At 55.6% G+C, this 16,796-nt stretch carries 15 protein-coding genes and 1 pseudogene; 10 read left to right on the top strand and 6 right to left on the bottom strand.

Features of this window, described 5'->3' with window-relative positions; translation table 11 throughout:
* Positions 1–4 precede the first annotated feature (4 nt).
* Entirely contained in the window at positions 5–943 is a 939-nt protein-coding gene (gene fruK / locus ACXKZD_RS06290; protein WP_187484447.1) for a 1-phosphofructokinase, read from the bottom strand.
* A complete protein-coding gene (gene fruB / locus ACXKZD_RS06285) occupies positions 940–2,070 on the bottom strand; it encodes a fused PTS fructose transporter subunit IIA/HPr protein (RefSeq protein WP_010248303.1) in 1,131 nt (376 codons plus the stop codon). The genes fruK and fruB overlap by 4 nt, the downstream gene beginning before the upstream one ends.
* 312 nt (positions 2,071–2,382) lie before the next feature.
* Here fruB and ACXKZD_RS06280 point away from each other — a divergent pair.
* A pseudogene (locus ACXKZD_RS06280) lies at positions 2,383–2,619 on the top strand (type II toxin-antitoxin system VapC family toxin); the annotation flags it as partial.
* A gap of 39 nt (positions 2,620–2,658) precedes the next feature.
* Here the strand turns inward: ACXKZD_RS06280 and ACXKZD_RS06275 are convergent.
* Entirely contained in the window at positions 2,659–2,913 is a 255-nt protein-coding gene (locus tag ACXKZD_RS06275) for a YkgJ family cysteine cluster protein (protein ID WP_031292689.1), read from the bottom strand.
* Between the two features lie 343 nt (positions 2,914–3,256).
* Here ACXKZD_RS06275 and yeiP point away from each other — a divergent pair, with 343 nt between their 5' ends.
* From yeiP to yejF, 9 genes are all read left to right on the top strand, one after another.
* Positions 3,257–3,829, top strand: coding sequence for an elongation factor P-like protein YeiP (gene yeiP / locus ACXKZD_RS06270; protein WP_003854146.1), 573 nt, complete (start codon positions 3,257–3,259; stop codon positions 3,827–3,829).
* Positions 3,830–3,905: 76 nt separating this feature from the next.
* Positions 3,906–4,874 (top strand): CobW family GTP-binding protein, encoded by a 969-nt coding sequence (locus ACXKZD_RS06265; protein ID WP_033758447.1) that lies wholly within the window; start codon positions 3,906–3,908, stop codon positions 4,872–4,874.
* Positions 4,875–4,919: 45 nt separating this feature from the next.
* Positions 4,920–5,627 carry a phosphatase PAP2 family protein gene (locus ACXKZD_RS06260; RefSeq protein WP_010671014.1) on the top strand — a complete coding sequence of 236 codons (708 nt, stop codon included), beginning with the start codon at positions 4,920–4,922 and terminating at the stop codon, positions 5,625–5,627.
* 512 nt (positions 5,628–6,139) lie between these two features.
* On the top strand, positions 6,140–6,715 hold the full coding sequence (gene mepS, locus ACXKZD_RS06255; RefSeq protein WP_010248316.1) for a bifunctional murein DD-endopeptidase/murein LD-carboxypeptidase: 576 nt from the start codon (positions 6,140–6,142) through the stop codon (positions 6,713–6,715).
* Positions 6,716–6,937: 222 nt separating this feature from the next.
* Positions 6,938–8,500, top strand: coding sequence for a cyclic di-GMP phosphodiesterase (locus tag ACXKZD_RS06250; protein ID WP_458142458.1), 1,563 nt, complete (start codon positions 6,938–6,940; stop codon positions 8,498–8,500).
* 44 nt (positions 8,501–8,544) lie between these two features.
* Positions 8,545–10,353, top strand: coding sequence for an extracellular solute-binding protein (locus tag ACXKZD_RS06245; RefSeq protein WP_488981942.1), 1,809 nt, complete (start codon positions 8,545–8,547; stop codon positions 10,351–10,353).
* A gap of 11 nt (positions 10,354–10,364) precedes the next feature.
* The gene (locus ACXKZD_RS06240; RefSeq protein ID WP_010248326.1) at positions 10,365–11,459 is read left to right on the top strand and encodes a microcin C ABC transporter permease YejB; all 1,095 of its coding nucleotides are present in this window, start codon (positions 10,365–10,367) and stop codon (positions 11,457–11,459) included.
* Entirely contained in the window at positions 11,456–12,478 is a 1,023-nt protein-coding gene (locus tag ACXKZD_RS06235; protein WP_010671018.1) for an ABC transporter permease, read from the top strand. Before ACXKZD_RS06240 ends, ACXKZD_RS06235 begins: the two co-directional genes overlap by 4 nt.
* Positions 12,479–14,083 (top strand): microcin C ABC transporter ATP-binding protein YejF, encoded by a 1,605-nt coding sequence (gene yejF, locus ACXKZD_RS06230; RefSeq protein ID WP_346457606.1) that lies wholly within the window; start codon positions 12,479–12,481, stop codon positions 14,081–14,083. It begins immediately after the preceding gene.
* Here the strand turns inward: yejF and ACXKZD_RS06225 are convergent.
* The 3 genes from ACXKZD_RS06225 to rsuA form a co-directional block, all read right to left on the bottom strand.
* On the bottom strand, positions 14,070–14,390 hold the full coding sequence (locus ACXKZD_RS06225; RefSeq protein ID WP_010248336.1) for a YejG family protein: 321 nt from the start codon (positions 14,388–14,390) through the stop codon (positions 14,070–14,072). The two genes, yejF and ACXKZD_RS06225, sit on opposite strands and share 14 nt — an antisense overlap.
* Positions 14,391–14,684: 294 nt before the next feature.
* On the bottom strand, positions 14,685–15,881 hold the full coding sequence (locus tag ACXKZD_RS06220) for a Bcr/CflA family multidrug efflux MFS transporter (RefSeq protein WP_062758589.1): 1,197 nt from the start codon (positions 15,879–15,881) through the stop codon (positions 14,685–14,687).
* A gap of 48 nt (positions 15,882–15,929) precedes the next feature.
* On the bottom strand, positions 15,930–16,649 hold the full coding sequence (gene rsuA / locus ACXKZD_RS06215; protein WP_010248342.1) for a 16S rRNA pseudouridine(516) synthase RsuA: 720 nt from the start codon (positions 16,647–16,649) through the stop codon (positions 15,930–15,932).
* Positions 16,650–16,796: the final 147 nt, after the last annotated feature.

The following is a 16,796-nucleotide window of genomic DNA, read 5'->3' as shown; positions in this document are numbered from 1 at the left end:
GCTGTCAGTTAACGGGTTGTAAGTCGACGCGCGCCATCATTGCGGCCAACTGAGTACGATCGGAAACGCCAACATTGCTCTGGCTGACGGCCATCGCCGCCACGGCAGTCGCAAGACGCAGCGTGTGTTCGCTGGATTCGCGCATCAGCAGGCCATAAATCAGGCCGCCAACCATTGAGTCGCCTGCACCCACGGTGCTGACCACTTCGCACACCGGCGGTTTAGCGATCCATTCGCCAGAAGCGTTGACCCACAGAGCGCCTTCTGCGCCCAGCGAAATCACCACATGGGCGATACCCTGCTCGCGCAGTTCGTGCGCAGCGCCAATCACATCCTGCAGGGTTGGCAGTTTGCGACCGGCCCAGATTTCCAGCTCACGGCGGTTAGGTTTAACCAGCCACGGTGCCGCCTTCAGTCCTGCCACCAGCGCCTCGCGGCTGCTGTCAAAGATGATGCATGGGCAGTGGGTGCGAAGTTCGGTCATCCAGCGGGTAAAGGCATCGTGGTCGACGCCCTCAGGCAGGCTACCGCTGACGCAGACCATATCGAACTGGCCCAGCCAGGTCAGAGAATCGGTAGTAAAACGATCCCAGTCCTGCGCCGTCACCTGAAAACCGGAGAAATTCAGATCGGTGACGTCACCGGTCTGTTCAGTGAGTTTAACGTTGATACGGGTACGGCCAGGCACGATATGGAAACGGTTGGCTATGCCCAGCTCACTGAACAACTGCTGGAAACCGTCCTGATTCTCTTTCCCCATGAAGCCACCGACGGTGACATCGATACCCAGATCCTTAAGTACTTTGGCTACGTTGATGCCCTTGCCCGCAGCATGCAGCCCGGTGGTTTTCACCAGGTTAACTTCGCCACGTTCAATTTCAGGGGTATATCCCACCAGGTCATACGCCGGATTCAGCGTAATGGTGGCGACGCGTCTGCTCATGATGCCCCCTCACCCAGACCACTGGTGATCGCTTCTTCAATCGCGTTCAGTGCCTGCTGTGCATCTTCACCGCTGGCGGTGAAGCGCAGGCGATGACCTTTCTTCACGCCCAGCGCAACCACTTTCATCAGGCTGCGGCCATTAGCGGGTTTGCCGCTGCCGTCGAGATTGGTCACGGTGATGTCGCTGTTGAACTGCTTGATCACGCTGACCAGCGCCGTGCCTGGACGGGCGTGCAGGCCGTGTTCGTTGCGAATGGTAAATTCAGCCGTCAGCACGTCAGCCTGCTCATCGACTTCGCTGGTGAGCAGTGCGTATACGCCTGCAGCATCCGCTTTCAACAGACGATCCGCTTTGCCCTGCTGCAGCAAGGCGCTGAGGTAACCCAGCACTTCCAGCGGACGTTCATCGGTCGCCGAAACGCTGATTAACATCGCAGCCGATTCGCCCTGATGGTCGAAGGCATGTTCAGCGCGGCTGATAGCCACGCCGCTGCGCAGGTTGCCGAGGCTGCTGTCGCTGAGCCAGATGCCCTGACCCAGATTCAGCGGAGGCGTTGAAACCACGTCTGCGACGTAGCTGGCATCCACCACACCAGCGGACTGCAGCCGACCGGCGTTCATCGCCTGGAGGGTGATCAGATCACTGGCAGCCACGTTGAGCGTGATTAATGAGGTGTCGAAGCTGAATTCAGCGGCTTGTTTCTCGCCCATCAGCAACGCACGAAGATCTTCAGCAGAGGCGGTTTTTAGCTGTTCTGCAATGGTGTCATCGCTCAGCACATGGGTCAGCTGACGCAGCAGCGCCAGATGTTCATCCGACTTAGCGGCAATCCCGATGGCAACATAGGCTGTCTGATCGTCACCCCAGGCAATGCCCTGCGGAAACTGGAAAACCTGAACGCCGGTTTTCAGCACCAGATCGCGGGTATCGGTGGTGCCATGAGGGATTGCGATGCCGTTGCCAAGAAAGGTTGAGGTCTGCTGTTCGCGCGCCAGCATGCCGTTGACGTATCCTTCGGTCACATTGCCCGCCGCGGTTAACGCGGCAGCAACCTGACGAATGGCCTCTTCTTTATTCTGGGCGCTGGCTCCGGTATGGATGGCCTGCAATTCGAGCTGGAACATAATTCTCCTCGCTTGCTGAGATTGAATCGTTTCAGCTAGTGGGAAAGATTTTACGCCATGCTGAGGAAAACAGATGGCGCAGTCACCGCTGAAACGTTTCAGGGATTGTGGTACAGCCGCTTTCGCCAGGCAAGAAAATGCGCAAACGGCGTAGCAGATTTTTGACGTTACGCACATTTCGGGCAGGTTTAGGTGATTAGCGGGCGAACAGGCTGACGCTGCTGCTGTAAAGTGAGAATGGGTGGACCGAAAAACTTCAGCAGCGTCAGCGCCTCAGGGCGCGGTATCCGCTTCGGTTTACAGCAGATACGTTTGCAATTGGTGGATGCATTCTGCGCACGTCCTGATGCTGTACTTTCATGGGATCGCGCAGCGGTAGATGCAACCACTGAAATCAAAGCGGCGCTGGCTGCTGCCGGAATGCCCATTGGTCTCAACGACACCGCGATTGCCGGGCATGCCATTGCGGCCAGGGCTATTCTGGTGACCAATAACACACGCGAGTTTGAACGGGTACCCGGATTGCAGCTGGAAGAGTGGGTCAGCTAACTGCTGACGCTGGGCTGAATCTAAGCGGTGGGAGGGTTCTCAGGCACGAGTGCTGGCTTCAAGCTCAATCAGGTAGGTCATGGCTGAGGTACGGTCTGTAAGACACATATCAACTGAAGGTTGCAGACTTCCGCATACTTTCGGCCTTAAATCTGAACCGAAAATCATGCACAAATTTTCATCCGATAACTGAATGCATCGGACATTCGCGGGTTTACCCTGCGGCATTCCGGGGATGGGGCTGGAGATTGACGGCGCGATGCAGCAGGCTCCACAATCAATACGACACTGCATTAACACCTCTCACGCGACCTTCAGGATACAACAGACGGTAACAGAACCTCAGAGGGAGCGACACCACACCCTTCAGCTCTTAACTTCCTGCTTAAATCGTTCACTGTCACTCATGTCAGAAATCGGTGAAGAGATAGGGGGCGATGTGCAACAGGCAACGCCCTGGCTACGGCATTGCATGCTGTGCTCCGGCAGAGAAAGTCGCGGCGACAATAGCAGTCCGGGGCGGCAATTGCCATGAAAGCCGCGGCCTGAGACAAAATTTCACGCCGGTGATATTGCCAGTTTTCATCGGCGCGAGTAACGTTGCGCGCACTTCACTCTCAAGATAGCGAGAACAGCAATGCCAAAAGCCAATGAAATCAAAAAAGGGATGGCCGTCACGCACAACGGTAAACTGCTGCTGGTTAAAGATATTGATGTCCAGAGCCCCAGCGCACGCGGTGCCGCCACCCTGTATAAAATGCGCTTTACCGATGTCCGCACCGGTTTAAAAGTGGAAGAGCGCTTTAAAGGCGACGAGATTATTGATGCAATTTCGCTCAGCCGTCGCAGCGTGACCTTCTCTTATATAGATGGTGACGAATATATTTTTATGGATGATGAGGATTACACCCCCTACTCCTTTAAACAGGAGCAGATTGAAGAAGAGCTGCTGTTTATCCCTGAAGGCGGTATCCCTGGCATTCACGTGCTGACGATGGAAGGTCAGGTGCTGGCGCTGGAACTGCCACAAACCGTGGATATGGAGATTGTGGATACTTCACCAGGCATTAAAGGTGCTTCCGCCAGCGCCCGCACCAAACCCGCCGGTATGAGTACAGGCCTCTCGATTCAGGTACCGGAATACCTCAGCAACGGTGACCGCATCCGCATCCACATTGCTGAACGCCGCTATATGGGCCGTGCAGACTAAATCAGAAGCCTGCTGCCGATCGTGATAGTGTTATATTATTACATTATCACGTTATTCCCCGGCAGGAGTCACTCCCATGACACGCGTTAATCTGATTACCGGTTTTTTGGGCAGCGGCAAAACCACGCTGCTCTGCCATCTGCTGGCTGCCAGGCCGTCCGGGGAAAACTGGGCGGTGCTGGTTAATGAATTTGGCGAGATCGGGATCGACGGCACCCTGCTGGCCGATCGCGGTGCCACGCTGAAAGAGATCCCCGGCGGCTGCCTGTGCTGTGTTAATGGCCTGCCGATGCAGGTCGGGCTGAATATGCTGCTGAAGAGTAAACCCGATCGGCTGCTGATCGAGCCAACCGGCCTGGGCCATCCTCGTCAGGTGCTGGAGATGTTGAGTGCGCCCGTCTATCAGTCGTGGCTGCAACTGAATGCCACACTGACGCTGCTGGATGCGCGTCAGCTGGCCGATCCTCGTATCGTTGCCAATGAAAACTTCCGCGATCAGCTGGCTGCCGCCGACCTTATTATCGCTAATAAGCGCGACTGCTGGGATCAGGCGGATCGTCAGCGCCTGGCTGACTGGCAGCAGCAGATGCAGCCTGCGCGCCCTCTGATAGAGACAGAATTTGGTCAGATCCCCCTTTCTCTGCTGGATACACCCCGGCAGCCGCGCGAGCTTCCCGTGCCGCAGCACCATCATTCGTCGGGTCCCACCAGCGGTCTGGCGGCGTTGCGACTGAATGGCGAGGCGCGCTGGCGTCGGGCGCTGAACCACGGACAGGGCTATAGCGCCTGCGGCTGGCTGTTTGATGGTGATACGCTGTTCGACAGCGGCACGCTGCTGGAATGGGTTCGGCAGGCGCCGGTAGATCGCGTTAAAGGAGTGATGCGCACGAAAGAAGGCGCTCTGCGCATCAATCGCCAGGCAAATGAGCTGCAGAGTGAAACACTCCCCTCACCGCCATCCGATAGCCGCATTGAGATCATTCATTCTCAACAGGCTGACTGGAATCGACTACAATCGGCATTGTTGAAGTGCCGTTTACGCTGACAGAGGTATTGTCGGCGGTTATTTTTAATAATAATGAGTTTAACTATGCGCGTAACTCGCCTTATTACTATCCTGCTGCTTAATGCACTGGGCGTGGTGCTATTTCTGTCATGGTATCTGCCCCCGGAACATGGCTTCTGGTTCGGCGTCGATAAATCTATTTTCTTTGGCTTCAATAGCCAGATGGTGACCCATCCGCTGTTCGCGCTGATCGTCGCTATCACGAATTACCGTGGTTTTGATGCGGTGTCATTGCTGGCGATGGGTCTGCTTTACCTGTCGATCTGGCGGCGCGAAACGCCACAGGCGCAGCGCCGGATGCTGGCAATCGGCATCACCATGCTGCTGACCGCCGTCGTTCTCAATCAGCTGGGCCATTTATTGCCGGTTAAACACTCCAGTCCGACACTGTTCTTCGAAAACGTGCATCGCGTCAGTGAACTGACCGGTATTCCCGCAAAAGATGCTTCAAAAGATAGCTTCCCCGGAGACCACGGTATGATGCTGATCATTTTCGCCTGCTTTATCTGGCGTTATTTTGGTTTCAGCCGCTTTTTAATTGCCACGGCTATTGTGGTGATATTTTCACTGCCACGCATCATGGCCGGTGCGCACTGGTTTACAGATGTTGCTGTCGGTTCAATGTCGGTGGTATTAGTGGGTCTGAGCTGGTGGCTATTAACGCCAGCCAGTGACGTATTGGTTAACTGGTTTTATCGCAAATTGCCGGGTAAATATAAGCCCGTGACGTAAATGTTAAGCGCGGGTGATTTAAACCCCTGGTTTGAACCGCCCGTGCTTATAAAAAACACCCCATCACTATTAGCCTGCTAATTAAATGCACGAAAAGAAAAGGTTATGACCCTGCTGGCAGGTTAAATAGTCGCCAATATCCTCTGTCAATAAAGAAAACTCTAAAAATAGCGGCTATGCCCCGAATTAGCCCCCCTTTAACTCCCTGTTCTCACCATCATTTGACCACAATTGTAGCTAAAGTAGTCAGTGTGTTACGGTTTGATTTCACATCAAAAAAACCTATATGAAATTGATTAAAAGCACTCGCCACGGCGTCTGTAATCAGTTAACCTCAGTCGCAGTGAGGCAAAAGCGGCAGAAAATTCGGATTTTTTACCGTTAAAATGTGTCCATTAACACATTTTAGTAATTAAGGATTTGTCTTAGTCTGTTTCGCTTATTAATCTCCCTGTTTTGTCATCTGGCTGGCGACAATCTTGTCGTAAGGAAATCGAAGGAAAACCCGAATAATGGTCAAGTCTCAACCAATACTGAGATATATCTTGCGGATCGTGCCCGCAGTGGCGCTGGCAACACTCCTCTCAGCTTGTAGCAGTACCCATAGCAGTCAAAACGCGAATAACGAGAATCATGAAGTTAACAACCACAATGGTTTTTTACTTCAGGCGTCTCAGGATGAGTTTGAAGAAATGGTGCGTAATGTCGACGTTAAGTCGCGCATCATGGAACAATACGCCGTCTGGAAAGGTGTGCGCTATCGCCTCGGTGGCGATACCAAACGCGGGATCGATTGTTCCGCCTTTGTACAACGCACCTTCCGCGATCAGTTTGGCTTAGAATTACCGCGTTCTACCTCGCAGCAGCAGGACACCGGTAAAGAGATTACCCGCAGTAAACTGCGTCCCGGCGATCTGGTGATGTTCCGTGCAGGCTCTACGGGCCGTCACGTTGGCATCTATCTTGGCAACGATAACTTCGTTCATGCCTCGACCAGCAGTGGCGTGATGATCTCCAGTCTGAATGATGATTACTGGAAAAAGCGCTACCGTGAAGGACGCCGTGTATTAAGTCGTAACCCGACCTGATAACCACTTTCGATCTTCTCTCAGCCAGAGAACATGAAACGCTGCTTATGCAGCGTTTTTTTTCGCCTTTAATCATTTTTACCAGCAGTTATATAAGATAAAAGCATTCTGACTCAGATTAATAGCAAGACATTTCCCGCCGTCTCGTTATATTCTCGGTCGCTTAAACCGAAGCCGTCGTGCGCAATAACATAATAATAATTTGATTAGGGGAAGCTCCTCATGCCACTGTCGGAGGCGCTACGGCGCCATGCCACCTATCCTCGCCGTATCGCATGGAGTAGTGCGATGGCTGGCGGCTTATTCTTTCTGTTATTTGCTGCACTCTCGCTTCACCAGACCTGGCAGAAGCGCGAACGACAGCATCAGCAACTGCTGGAGAACAGCCGCACGGCATTACAGCAAACGCTCTCCAGCCTGATTAACAGTACTCTCAGTCCCCTGCTTCCGTTTACCCACACTGCCTGCAATACCATCAATCGTGAACTCACCTCACGCGCCGCCTTTGCCGGAAATCTTCGTGCCATCCTGCTGGTTAAAGAAGGTAATGCCTTTTGCTCCTCGGCCACCGGCAGTTTTAATCTGCCGCTCAATGTAATTGCGCCCCTGAGTGATATTTCGCGTGATATCGATCTGCAGCTGATGCCGGGCACGCCGTTGCAGCCCAATAAACCGGCGCTGGCGTTGTGGATCAAAAATCCCGGCAGCGTGCAGTCAGGCGTTTTCGCGACGCTGAATATTACCCTGGCACCCTATCAGCTGCTGGCGTCCGGGCATCCGGAAATCACCGGTATGGCACTGGTGGCACAACGCAGTGCCTTAACCAGCTGGCAGTCCGTCGTCATGCAGAATAAAAACCTGCCGACGCCGCTGCACCGGCAGGCGCTGACAGGCTATCCGCTGCAGTTTGTGTTGTACGGTTCCACTCTGGCGTTCAGCGATTATCAGAATATCCTGCTGAGCGGCCTGCTACTGTCGCTGCTGGTTTCAGGCGCTTGCTGGCTGCTGTTGTCGGTTTATCAGCGCCCTGGTAAAGAGCTGATTCGGGGCATGAAGCGCGGTGAATTTCACGTTGAATATCAGCCGCTGGTCACCTCCCATGATGGTCAGCCGTATGGGATGGAAGCGTTACTGCGCTGGACCCACCCGACGAAAGGCCCGATTCCACCCGATGTGTTTATTCACTATGCCGAGGCGCAGAACCTGATTATTCCCCTGACCCGACATCTGTTTCAGCTGGTTTCCCGTGATGCCCACCTGCTGTGTCATACCATTCCCCGTCATGCCTGCCTCAGCCTCAACATTTCGCCCCTGCATCTGGCTGACAGCGGTTTCCGTCAGGATGTACTGCGCTGGCTTGATACCATGCCTGCGGACCACTTTACTTACGTGTTTGAGATCACCGAGCGAGCCATGGTGCGCGACGAAAACGTCGGAGAACTGTTTGACTGGTTGCATCAGCAGCAGATCCATATCGCCATTGATGATTTCGGTACCGGTCACAGCGCGCTGATCTATCTGGAACGTTATGACTTTGATTATCTGAAAATCGATCGCGGCTTTGTTCAGAGCATCGGTACGGATAGCCTGACCTCGCCGGTGCTCGATACCGTGCTGCAGCTGGCGAAGAAGCTGAACCTGAAAAGTGTGGCCGAAGGGGTAGAAACCGGCGAGCAGGCTGCCTGGCTGATTAACCGCGGTGTGACCCATCTGCAGGGTTACATCTTTAGCCGTCCGCTGCGGCCGGAAACGCTGATAGACTATTTCCGGCGTCATAACGCCTGACACTACCTGGCCCGAACTGCGCCAGACATCTGACAGGAGAGTGCATGCTGTTTCGTTCCGGACTTCTGCTGCTGTGCGGCCTGCTCAGCGCCCCGCTGCTGGCAGCTTCTGTGCAGCAAAGCTACGCGTTCACCCAGGCCGGTGAAGCGAAATATCCGCCCGGCTTCAGCCATTACGACTACGCCGATCCCCGCGCACCCAAAGGCGGCAGCATCACCATGGCGGTAGTGGGCACTTACGACAACTTCAACCGCTACGCTTCTCGCGGTAATCCGGGCATTAACACCGGCACGCTTTATGATGGGCTTTACACCAGCTCAGACGATGAACCTGGCAGTTATTATCCGCTGATTGCCGAGTCAGCGCGCTACGCCAGCGATTTTACATGGATTGAGATCCGCCTTAATCCCCGCGCCCGTTTTCAGAATGGCACACCAATAACCGCCCGCGACGTGGCGTTCACCTATCAGAAATTCATGACCGAGGGCGTGCCTCAATTTCGCGTCGCCTACCGTGGCGTGACCGTTAAAGCGCTGAACGATCTCACTGTACGCATCGAGGCACAGAAGCCGGATAAAGATCTGCTGCTTGGCTTACTGACGCTGCCGGTTATCGCAGAGTCGTTCTGGCGCGATAAGAAGTTTAATGAGCCGTTAAGCGAGCCACCCTTGTCGAGCGGACCCTATCGCATCACCCGCTGGAAGCTGGGACAGTTTATTGAGTTCAGCCGGGTAAAAGATTACTGGGCCGCTGTTCTGCCGGTCAATCGCGGACGCTTTAATTTTGATCGAATGCGCTATGACTACTATCTGGATGACAATGTGGCATTTGAAGCCTTCAAGGCGGGTGCTTACGATCTGCGTGAAGAGACATCGGCAAAGAAATGGGCTACCCAGTATCGCGGCCGCAATTTTGACGATGGCAGCATCGTTAAAGAGACCACGCCTAACGATGCCGCTATCGATACCCGCTGGCTGGCATTCAACAATGAAAAACCGCTGTTCCAGGATCGCCGCGTGCGTCAGGCGCTGTCACTGATGTTCAATTTCGAGTGGATGAACAAGGCGCTCTATTACGGTGCCTGGCAGCGCGCCAGCAGCTATTTCCAGAACACGGCGTATGCGGCCAGCGGCGTGCCGGATGCACAGCAGCAGGCCCTGCTTGAACCCTGGCGCGCGCAACTGCCGCCTGAGCTGTTCAGCCAGCCTTATCAGCCACACAAAACCGACGGCAGCGGCTATGACCGCGCCAGCCTGTTAAAAGCGTCTGACCTGCTGAAACAGGCGGGCTGGCAGATAAAAAATCGCCGTCTGGTCAATGATAAAACCGGTCAGCCGTTTACCATAGAACTCCTGCTGCGCGGTGGCACCAATACCGACTGGGCGTTACCGTTCCAGCACAATCTTTCCCGGCTTGGCATTACGCTGAACCTGCGGCAGATCGACAACTCGCAGTATCTGCGGCGCTGGCGCGAAGGCGACTATGACATGATTGCCACGGTCTATGGTGCAATGCCGATCCCGACCTCCAGTCTGCAGATCCTGTGGCAGTCTGACTTTATTGCCTCGTCGTGGAATACCGCGCGGGTCAAAGAGCCTGTAGTCGATCATTTCGTGAAACAGATTGTGGCGCATCAGGGTGATCCCGCCGCGCTGCGGCCGCTGGCCCAGGCGCTGGACCGGGTGCTGCTGTGGAATGCGTATATGATCCCGATGTGGTACAACGCAGAGCAGCGGCTGGCGTACTGGGATAAGTTTTCTCACCCTGCCCGCAAGCCAGCCTACAGCGTCGGACTGGAAAACTGGTGGTACGACACAAACAAAGCCGGACGCCTGCCGGCCAGCAAACGCTAAGGAGATCACCGTTGGCCGCTTACTTTCTGCGCAGATTGCTGCTGATCATCCCGACGTTATGGGCGATCATCACGCTTAATTTTTTTATCGTGCAAATCGCGCCCGGCGGACCGGTCGATCAGGCGCTGGCTAACATTCAGTTTGGTCAGACAACCGGTCTGCCCGGCAGCGGCGCAGACAGCGCCGGTTCACGCGCCAGCGTCAGTCATCTCAATCCTGCCGATAATCAGTATCGTGGCGCACGCGGGCTGGATCCCGAAGTGATTGCCGAGATTAAACAGCGTTATGGTTTCGATAAACCTCTCTGGCAGCGTTACGGCGAGATGCTGTGGAATTACCTGCGTCTGGATTTTGGCGACAGCCTGTTTCGCAGTGCCTCGGTGATTGGGCTGATTAAAGAGAGCCTGCCGGTTTCGATCAGTCTGGGATTATGGAGCACACTGATTATCTACCTGGTGTCGATCCCGCTGGGGATCCGCAAAGCGGTGCGCAATGGCAGCGCTTTTGATGTCTGGAGCAGCGCTTTTATCATCATTGGCTACTCCATCCCGGCTTTTCTGTTTGGCATCATGTTAATCGTGCTGTTTGCGGGTGGCAGCTATCTGGACTGGTTTCCGCTGCGCGGCCTCACCTCTGCGCAGCACGACACACTGCCCTGGTATGGCAAAGTGCTGGACTACTTCTGGCATATCGCTCTGCCGGTGCTGGCGACAGTGATCGGCGGCTTCGCCACGCTGACCATGCTGACGAAAAACGCGTTTCTGGATGAGATCCGCAAGCTCTATGTGGTGACTGCGCGCGCCAAAGGGGTGCCGGAGCGCCGTATTCTCTATCACCATGTGTTTCGCAATGCGATGCTGCTGGTGATCGCCAGCTTCCCCGCCACCTTCATCAGCATGTTCTTTACCAGTTCAGTGCTGATCGAGGTCATGTTCTCGCTCAACGGGCTTGGACTACTCGGCTATGATGCGACTCTGCAACGTGACTATCCGGTGATGTTTGGCACGCTCTATATTTTTACGCTGATAGGTTTGCTGATGAATATTCTCAGTGATCTCACCTATACGCTGGTCGATCCGCGCATCGATTTCGGGAGCCGCTCATGAGGCTCTCTCCGCTGAATCAACAGCGCTGGCAGCGCTTTCGTCATAACCGGCGCGGCTACTGGTCGCTGTGGATCTTTCTGATCATCTTTCTGCTGTCGATGGGTGCCGAACTGATTGCCAATGACAAGCCACTGCTGGTGCATTACCAGCAGCGCTGGACAGTGCCGCTGCTGTTTGACTACAGCGAGACCGACTATGGCGGCGTACTGGCGACAGCGGCGGATTATCAGGATCCCTGGTTGCGGCAGCGCATTGAGCAGAATGGCTGGGCCATATGGGCACCGATTCGTTTCAGCGACAGCACTATCAACTTTGCCACCGAAGTGCCCTTCCCCTCTCCGCCCTCTGCGCAGAACTGGCTCGGCACGGATGCCAACGGCGGCGACGTGATGGCACGCCTGCTCTATGGCACGCGCATTTCTCTGCTGTTCGGACTGATGCTGACGCTCTTCTCCAGCGTCATCGGGATTGTGGTCGGCGCGCTGCAGGGCTATTTCGGCGGCAGGATTGACCTGATTGGGCAGCGGCTGATTGAAGTCTGGTCCGGCATGCCTGCGCTGTTTCTTCTGATTCTCCTCTCCAGCGTGATCCAGCCGGGTTTCTGGTGGCTGCTGCTGGTCACCGTGGCTTTCGGCTGGATGAGCCTGGTCAGCGTGGTCCGGGCCGAGTTTCTGCGTACCCGAAACTTTGATTACATCCGTGCGGCGCAGGCGCTGGGGGTCAGCGACGGCCGGATTATGCTGCGCCACATGCTGCCTAACGCCATGGTCGCCACCCTGACCTTTCTTCCATTTATTCTGTGCGGATCGATTACCACGCTGACCTCACTCGACTTTCTCGGCTTTGGCCTGCCGCTGGGTTCGCCCTCGCTGGGCGAGTTACTGCTGCAGGGCAAAAATAACCTGCAGGCACCCTGGTTAGGCCTGGCGGGCTTTTTCACCCTGGCGATCCTGCTTTCGCTGCTGATTTTTATTGGCGAAGCGGTACGCGACGCTTTTGATCCGGGCAAAGGAGCCTGAATGAACACGCCATTGCTTGCCATCAATCATCTCTCGGTCGCCTTTCGTCAGGGCGAGACGCTTCGCCAGGTGGTGAATGACGTTTCACTACGCATTGACGCGGGCGAAACGCTGGCGCTGGTGGGCGAGTCGGGTTCCGGTAAGAGCGTCACGGCACTGTCGGTGATGCGACTGCTGCATGAGGCTGCGGTGGCTTATCCCAGCGGGGAGATTCTGTTTAACGGTGAAGATCTGCTGCGCGCACGTGAGCAGCGCCTGCGCGGGATCCGCGGCAACCAGATCGCGATGATTTTTCAGGAGCCGATGGTATCGCTTAATCCGCTGCACACCGTGGAGAAGCAGCTGTATGAAGTGCTGTCGCTGCATCGCGGGCTGCGTCGTCCGGCGGCACGCGGTGAAATTCTCAGCGTGCTTGATCGGGTCGGAATACGACAGCCCGCCACCCGGCTCAATGATTTCCCCCACCAGCTTTCGGGTGGGGAACGTCAGCGGGTGATGATCGCCATGGCGCTGCTGACCGAGCCTCAGCTGCTGATTGCCGATGAGCCAACCACCGCGCTGGATGTGACGGTGCAGGCGCAGATCCTGACGCTGCTTCGTGAACTGCAGCGAGAGCTGAATATGGGCATGCTGTTTATCACCCATAATCTGAATATCGTGCGTCAGCTGGCGGATAACGTCAGCGTGATGCGCAATGGTCACATCGTCGAACAGAACCGCTGCCAGGTCCTGTTGAATCAGCCGCAACACCCTTACAGCCAGCAGTTGCTGGCCGCCGAACCGGAAGGAAAAGCGCTGCCGCTGCCCGCAGACGCGCCGGTCATTCTTCGGGTCGATAATCTTCAGGTCAGCTTTCCGCTGCGGCGCGGGCTGTTCCGCCGGCAGAGTGGTGAGAAACAGGTGCTCTCCGGCCTGAGCTTTAGCCTGCGACGCGGCGAAAGTCTGGGGCTGGTGGGCGAGTCCGGATCAGGTAAAAGCACTACCGGGCTGGCACTGCTGCGGCTGATTGCCTCACGCGGCGAAGTCTGGTTTGACGGCCAGCAGCTGCATCAGCTGTCAAGTCGTCAGTTATTGCCGCTGCGTCAGCGCATTCAGGTGGTGTTTCAGGATCCCAACTCTTCACTGAATCCGCGTATGACAGTGCAGCAGATCATTGCGGAAGGCCTGGCGGTGCATCAGCCCGAACTTAGCCGTGCGCAACAGGAGCAGCGGGTCATCGCGGTGATGGCGGAGGTGGGGCTTGAAGCGGAAAGTCGCCACCGTTATCCGGCCGAATTTTCGGGCGGTCAGCGACAGCGTATTGCCATTGCGCGTGCACTGATTCTGGAACCGGAGTTGCTGGTGCTGGATGAACCAACCTCATCGCTGGATCGCACGGTGCAGAAGCAGATTCTGACGCTGTTGCGCCGCTTACAGCAGCAGCGGCAGCTCAGCTATCTGTTTATCAGTCACGATCTGGATGTGGTACGCGCCCTGTGTCACCAGCTTATTGTGCTGCGTCAGGGAGAAGTGGTGGAACAGGGAGAGTGTGAAAGGTTGTTTGCTTCACCCGCGGCCGGATATACCCGCGAGCTGCTGCAGTCGGCGCAACTCAACCTGCGATAAAGGTTTCGGCAATCGCTACGCCCTGATTTTTCAGGCAGCAGTTGGTGGCGCTTTCGTCACGACGCTGAATGAACAGGCAGGGCTGTCCTTCGCACTCGGCCACTTTACAATCGACCTGAATATCCGCCAGAACCTCTTTTAGCTGCTGAAGAATCTCCCACGCCGGAATGCCGTCATGGCTGATCAAGCGCAGCGCAACGAAATCCTGCTCGTCCAGCGTGGTGTCATCGGATTCGATAGCACTGTGGTGATCGCTGGCCCAGCGAAAATGCTGTGGCAGACGATGCACAATCGAAAGTTGCAGCATAGTTTACTCTCCCCGGATGAGTTTATGTCGCAACACAAAGCAGCCCAGCTGGAAGCGGCCTGATAACCGCTGAGTCCGGACAGGATTTAATGGCCCGTCCGTGTGGATTGCAGAAGCGCATTTTTTGCGACTCACATCGCACTTCAGCCTATATGTACCGCGTTCACACGCCGTTAACAATCATTTTAGCTGCATTGTGATTACTTTTTTAACTAAATATTTTCACAATATCGAAACAAAGTCAGGAGGCGTGCAAGTCGGCAGGTCATTGCAGAGGGAAACCACTGCGCCCGATTACCGGGACGCAGTGCGGGGACGTGAAGCGTAGAAAAAGAGCAGCAGAGAGATTGTCGCGCACAGTGCAATCGTGCCGACCATTGGCCAGGCGCTGTTGAAACTCACCAGCGACAGCAGTGCGCCAACAAATGCCCCGACGCCAAAACGCAGGGTGCCCGCCAGCGACGATGCCGTACCCGCCATATGCGGAAACTCATCCAGAATCACCGCCATCGCATTCGATGAGACCATCGACACGCAACCGATAAACATCGCGATCCCCATCACCAGCGGCAAAAAGCCGAGGCTGAAGGCGCTGACCAGCAGCAGCCAGACCCCCATACAGAACTGTATCAGCAGTCCCATCCGGAACATCGCCACCGGGCCAAAGCGGCGCACGGCGCGGCTGTTAATCAGCGTCAGGACAAACAGAAACACCACATTGAGGCCAAAGTAGTAGCCAAAGTTTTGCGGTGAAACGTGATTCAGTTCGATGTAAACAAAGGGACCGGCATTGAGAAAGGTAAACAGCCCGGCAAAGGAGAAACCGCTCGACAGCATGTAACTGAACGCGCGCTTGTGGCGAAACAGCGTTACGAAATTGCCCAGCGTAGTACGCAGATGAAACCGCTGTCGCTGCTCCGGCTTCAGGGTTTCACGGATCTGCGTGGTCACCAGCACGGTCGTCACTAACGCCGCGCCCGCGAGCGCCCAGAAGATGGCGTGCCAGCTCCAGAGCACCAGCAGCCAGCCGCCGATGATCGGCGCCAGCAGCGGCGCAATGGTGGTAATCAGCATCACAAAGGACATCATGCGGGAGAAGTCCTCTTTCGAGTAACTGTCACGCATTAACGCGTTGATCACCACACTGGCTGCGGCAGCCGACAGGCCATGCAGAAAGCGCATCGTAATCAGCTGATCGATGGTTTGCGACAGCGCACAGGCCGCGGCGGCGCAGGCAAAGATCAGGGTGCCGAGCGCAATCACCGGCTTTCGCCCATAGCTGTCTGCCAGCGGCCCATAGATGAGCTGCCCAATCGCGAAGCCAAGAATGTAGAGGTTGAGCGACATCTGCACGCTACCGGCTGAAACGCCAAATTCGCGTGCAATCTGCGGCATGGCAGGCAGATACATGTCGATCGACAACGGCATCAGCATGGCTAACAGACCGAGGATGACCACCAGTCCTGTTGGCGAATTCTTTTCCTTACGCACACCCTCTCCTGCCCTTATGATCGTGATGCGGGCCGCCCGGCCCGTCGGTTATTTTGTCTGCAGCTCTTTCGGCAGACCGATGCTGGCGATCTCTTCTTCTGTCAGCGCACGATATTCGCCCGGTTCCAGATCGGCGTCCAGTACGATGTCACCGATGCGCTCGCGATGCAGCTCAAGGACCCGATTGCCTACTGCCGCAAACATCCGTTTTACCTGATGATAACGGCCTTCGCTCAGTGTCAGCCGGACGTCTGTCGGGGTGATCACCTCCAGCTGAGCCGGTTTAGTCAGGCTCTTCTCATTGTGCAGCTGCACGCCCGCCGTAAACTGCGCGGCGGTATCGTCACTGACCGGTGATTCCAGGGTCACACGGTAGGTTTTCTCGCAGTGATGACGTGGCGAGGTAATACGGTGTGACCACTGGCCATCATCTGTCAGCAGCACCAGTCCGGTGGTGTCGATATCAAGACGCCCCGCCGCGTGCAGTTTGAATGACATCGGTTCTTCAATGAAATAGATGATGGTGGGATGATCGGGATCGTCGGTTGAGCAGACGTAACCCTGCGGTTTGTTCAGCATAAAGTAGCGTGGACCAGTCTGCATCTGCAGTACGTTGCCGTCATAGACGACTTCGTGGTCGGGCAGCAGTTTAAACGCGGTATCGCGTACGATTTCCCCGTTAACGGTGACACGCTGGCCACGGATCTCGCGATGGGCGATGGCGCGGCTGATTTCCAGTTGCTGAGAGATGAATTTGTCGAGTCGCATGAATTCGTTTTGCCTGTTACTGCGGAGGGAATCTGAAACGGCCTGGTTAACCGTTGAAAATGTGCGGGAAGTATAACGTGATCCGCGCCAGCCTGACAGCGCGTTTACCGCACTTTCATGGCATAATTACCCCCAGTTTTGCAAAAG

The organism is Pantoea sp. ABR1s, assembly GCF_057812235.1.
Note: the sequence above shows the minus strand (reverse complement) of the source record. Positions and strands in the feature narration are given on the sequence as shown.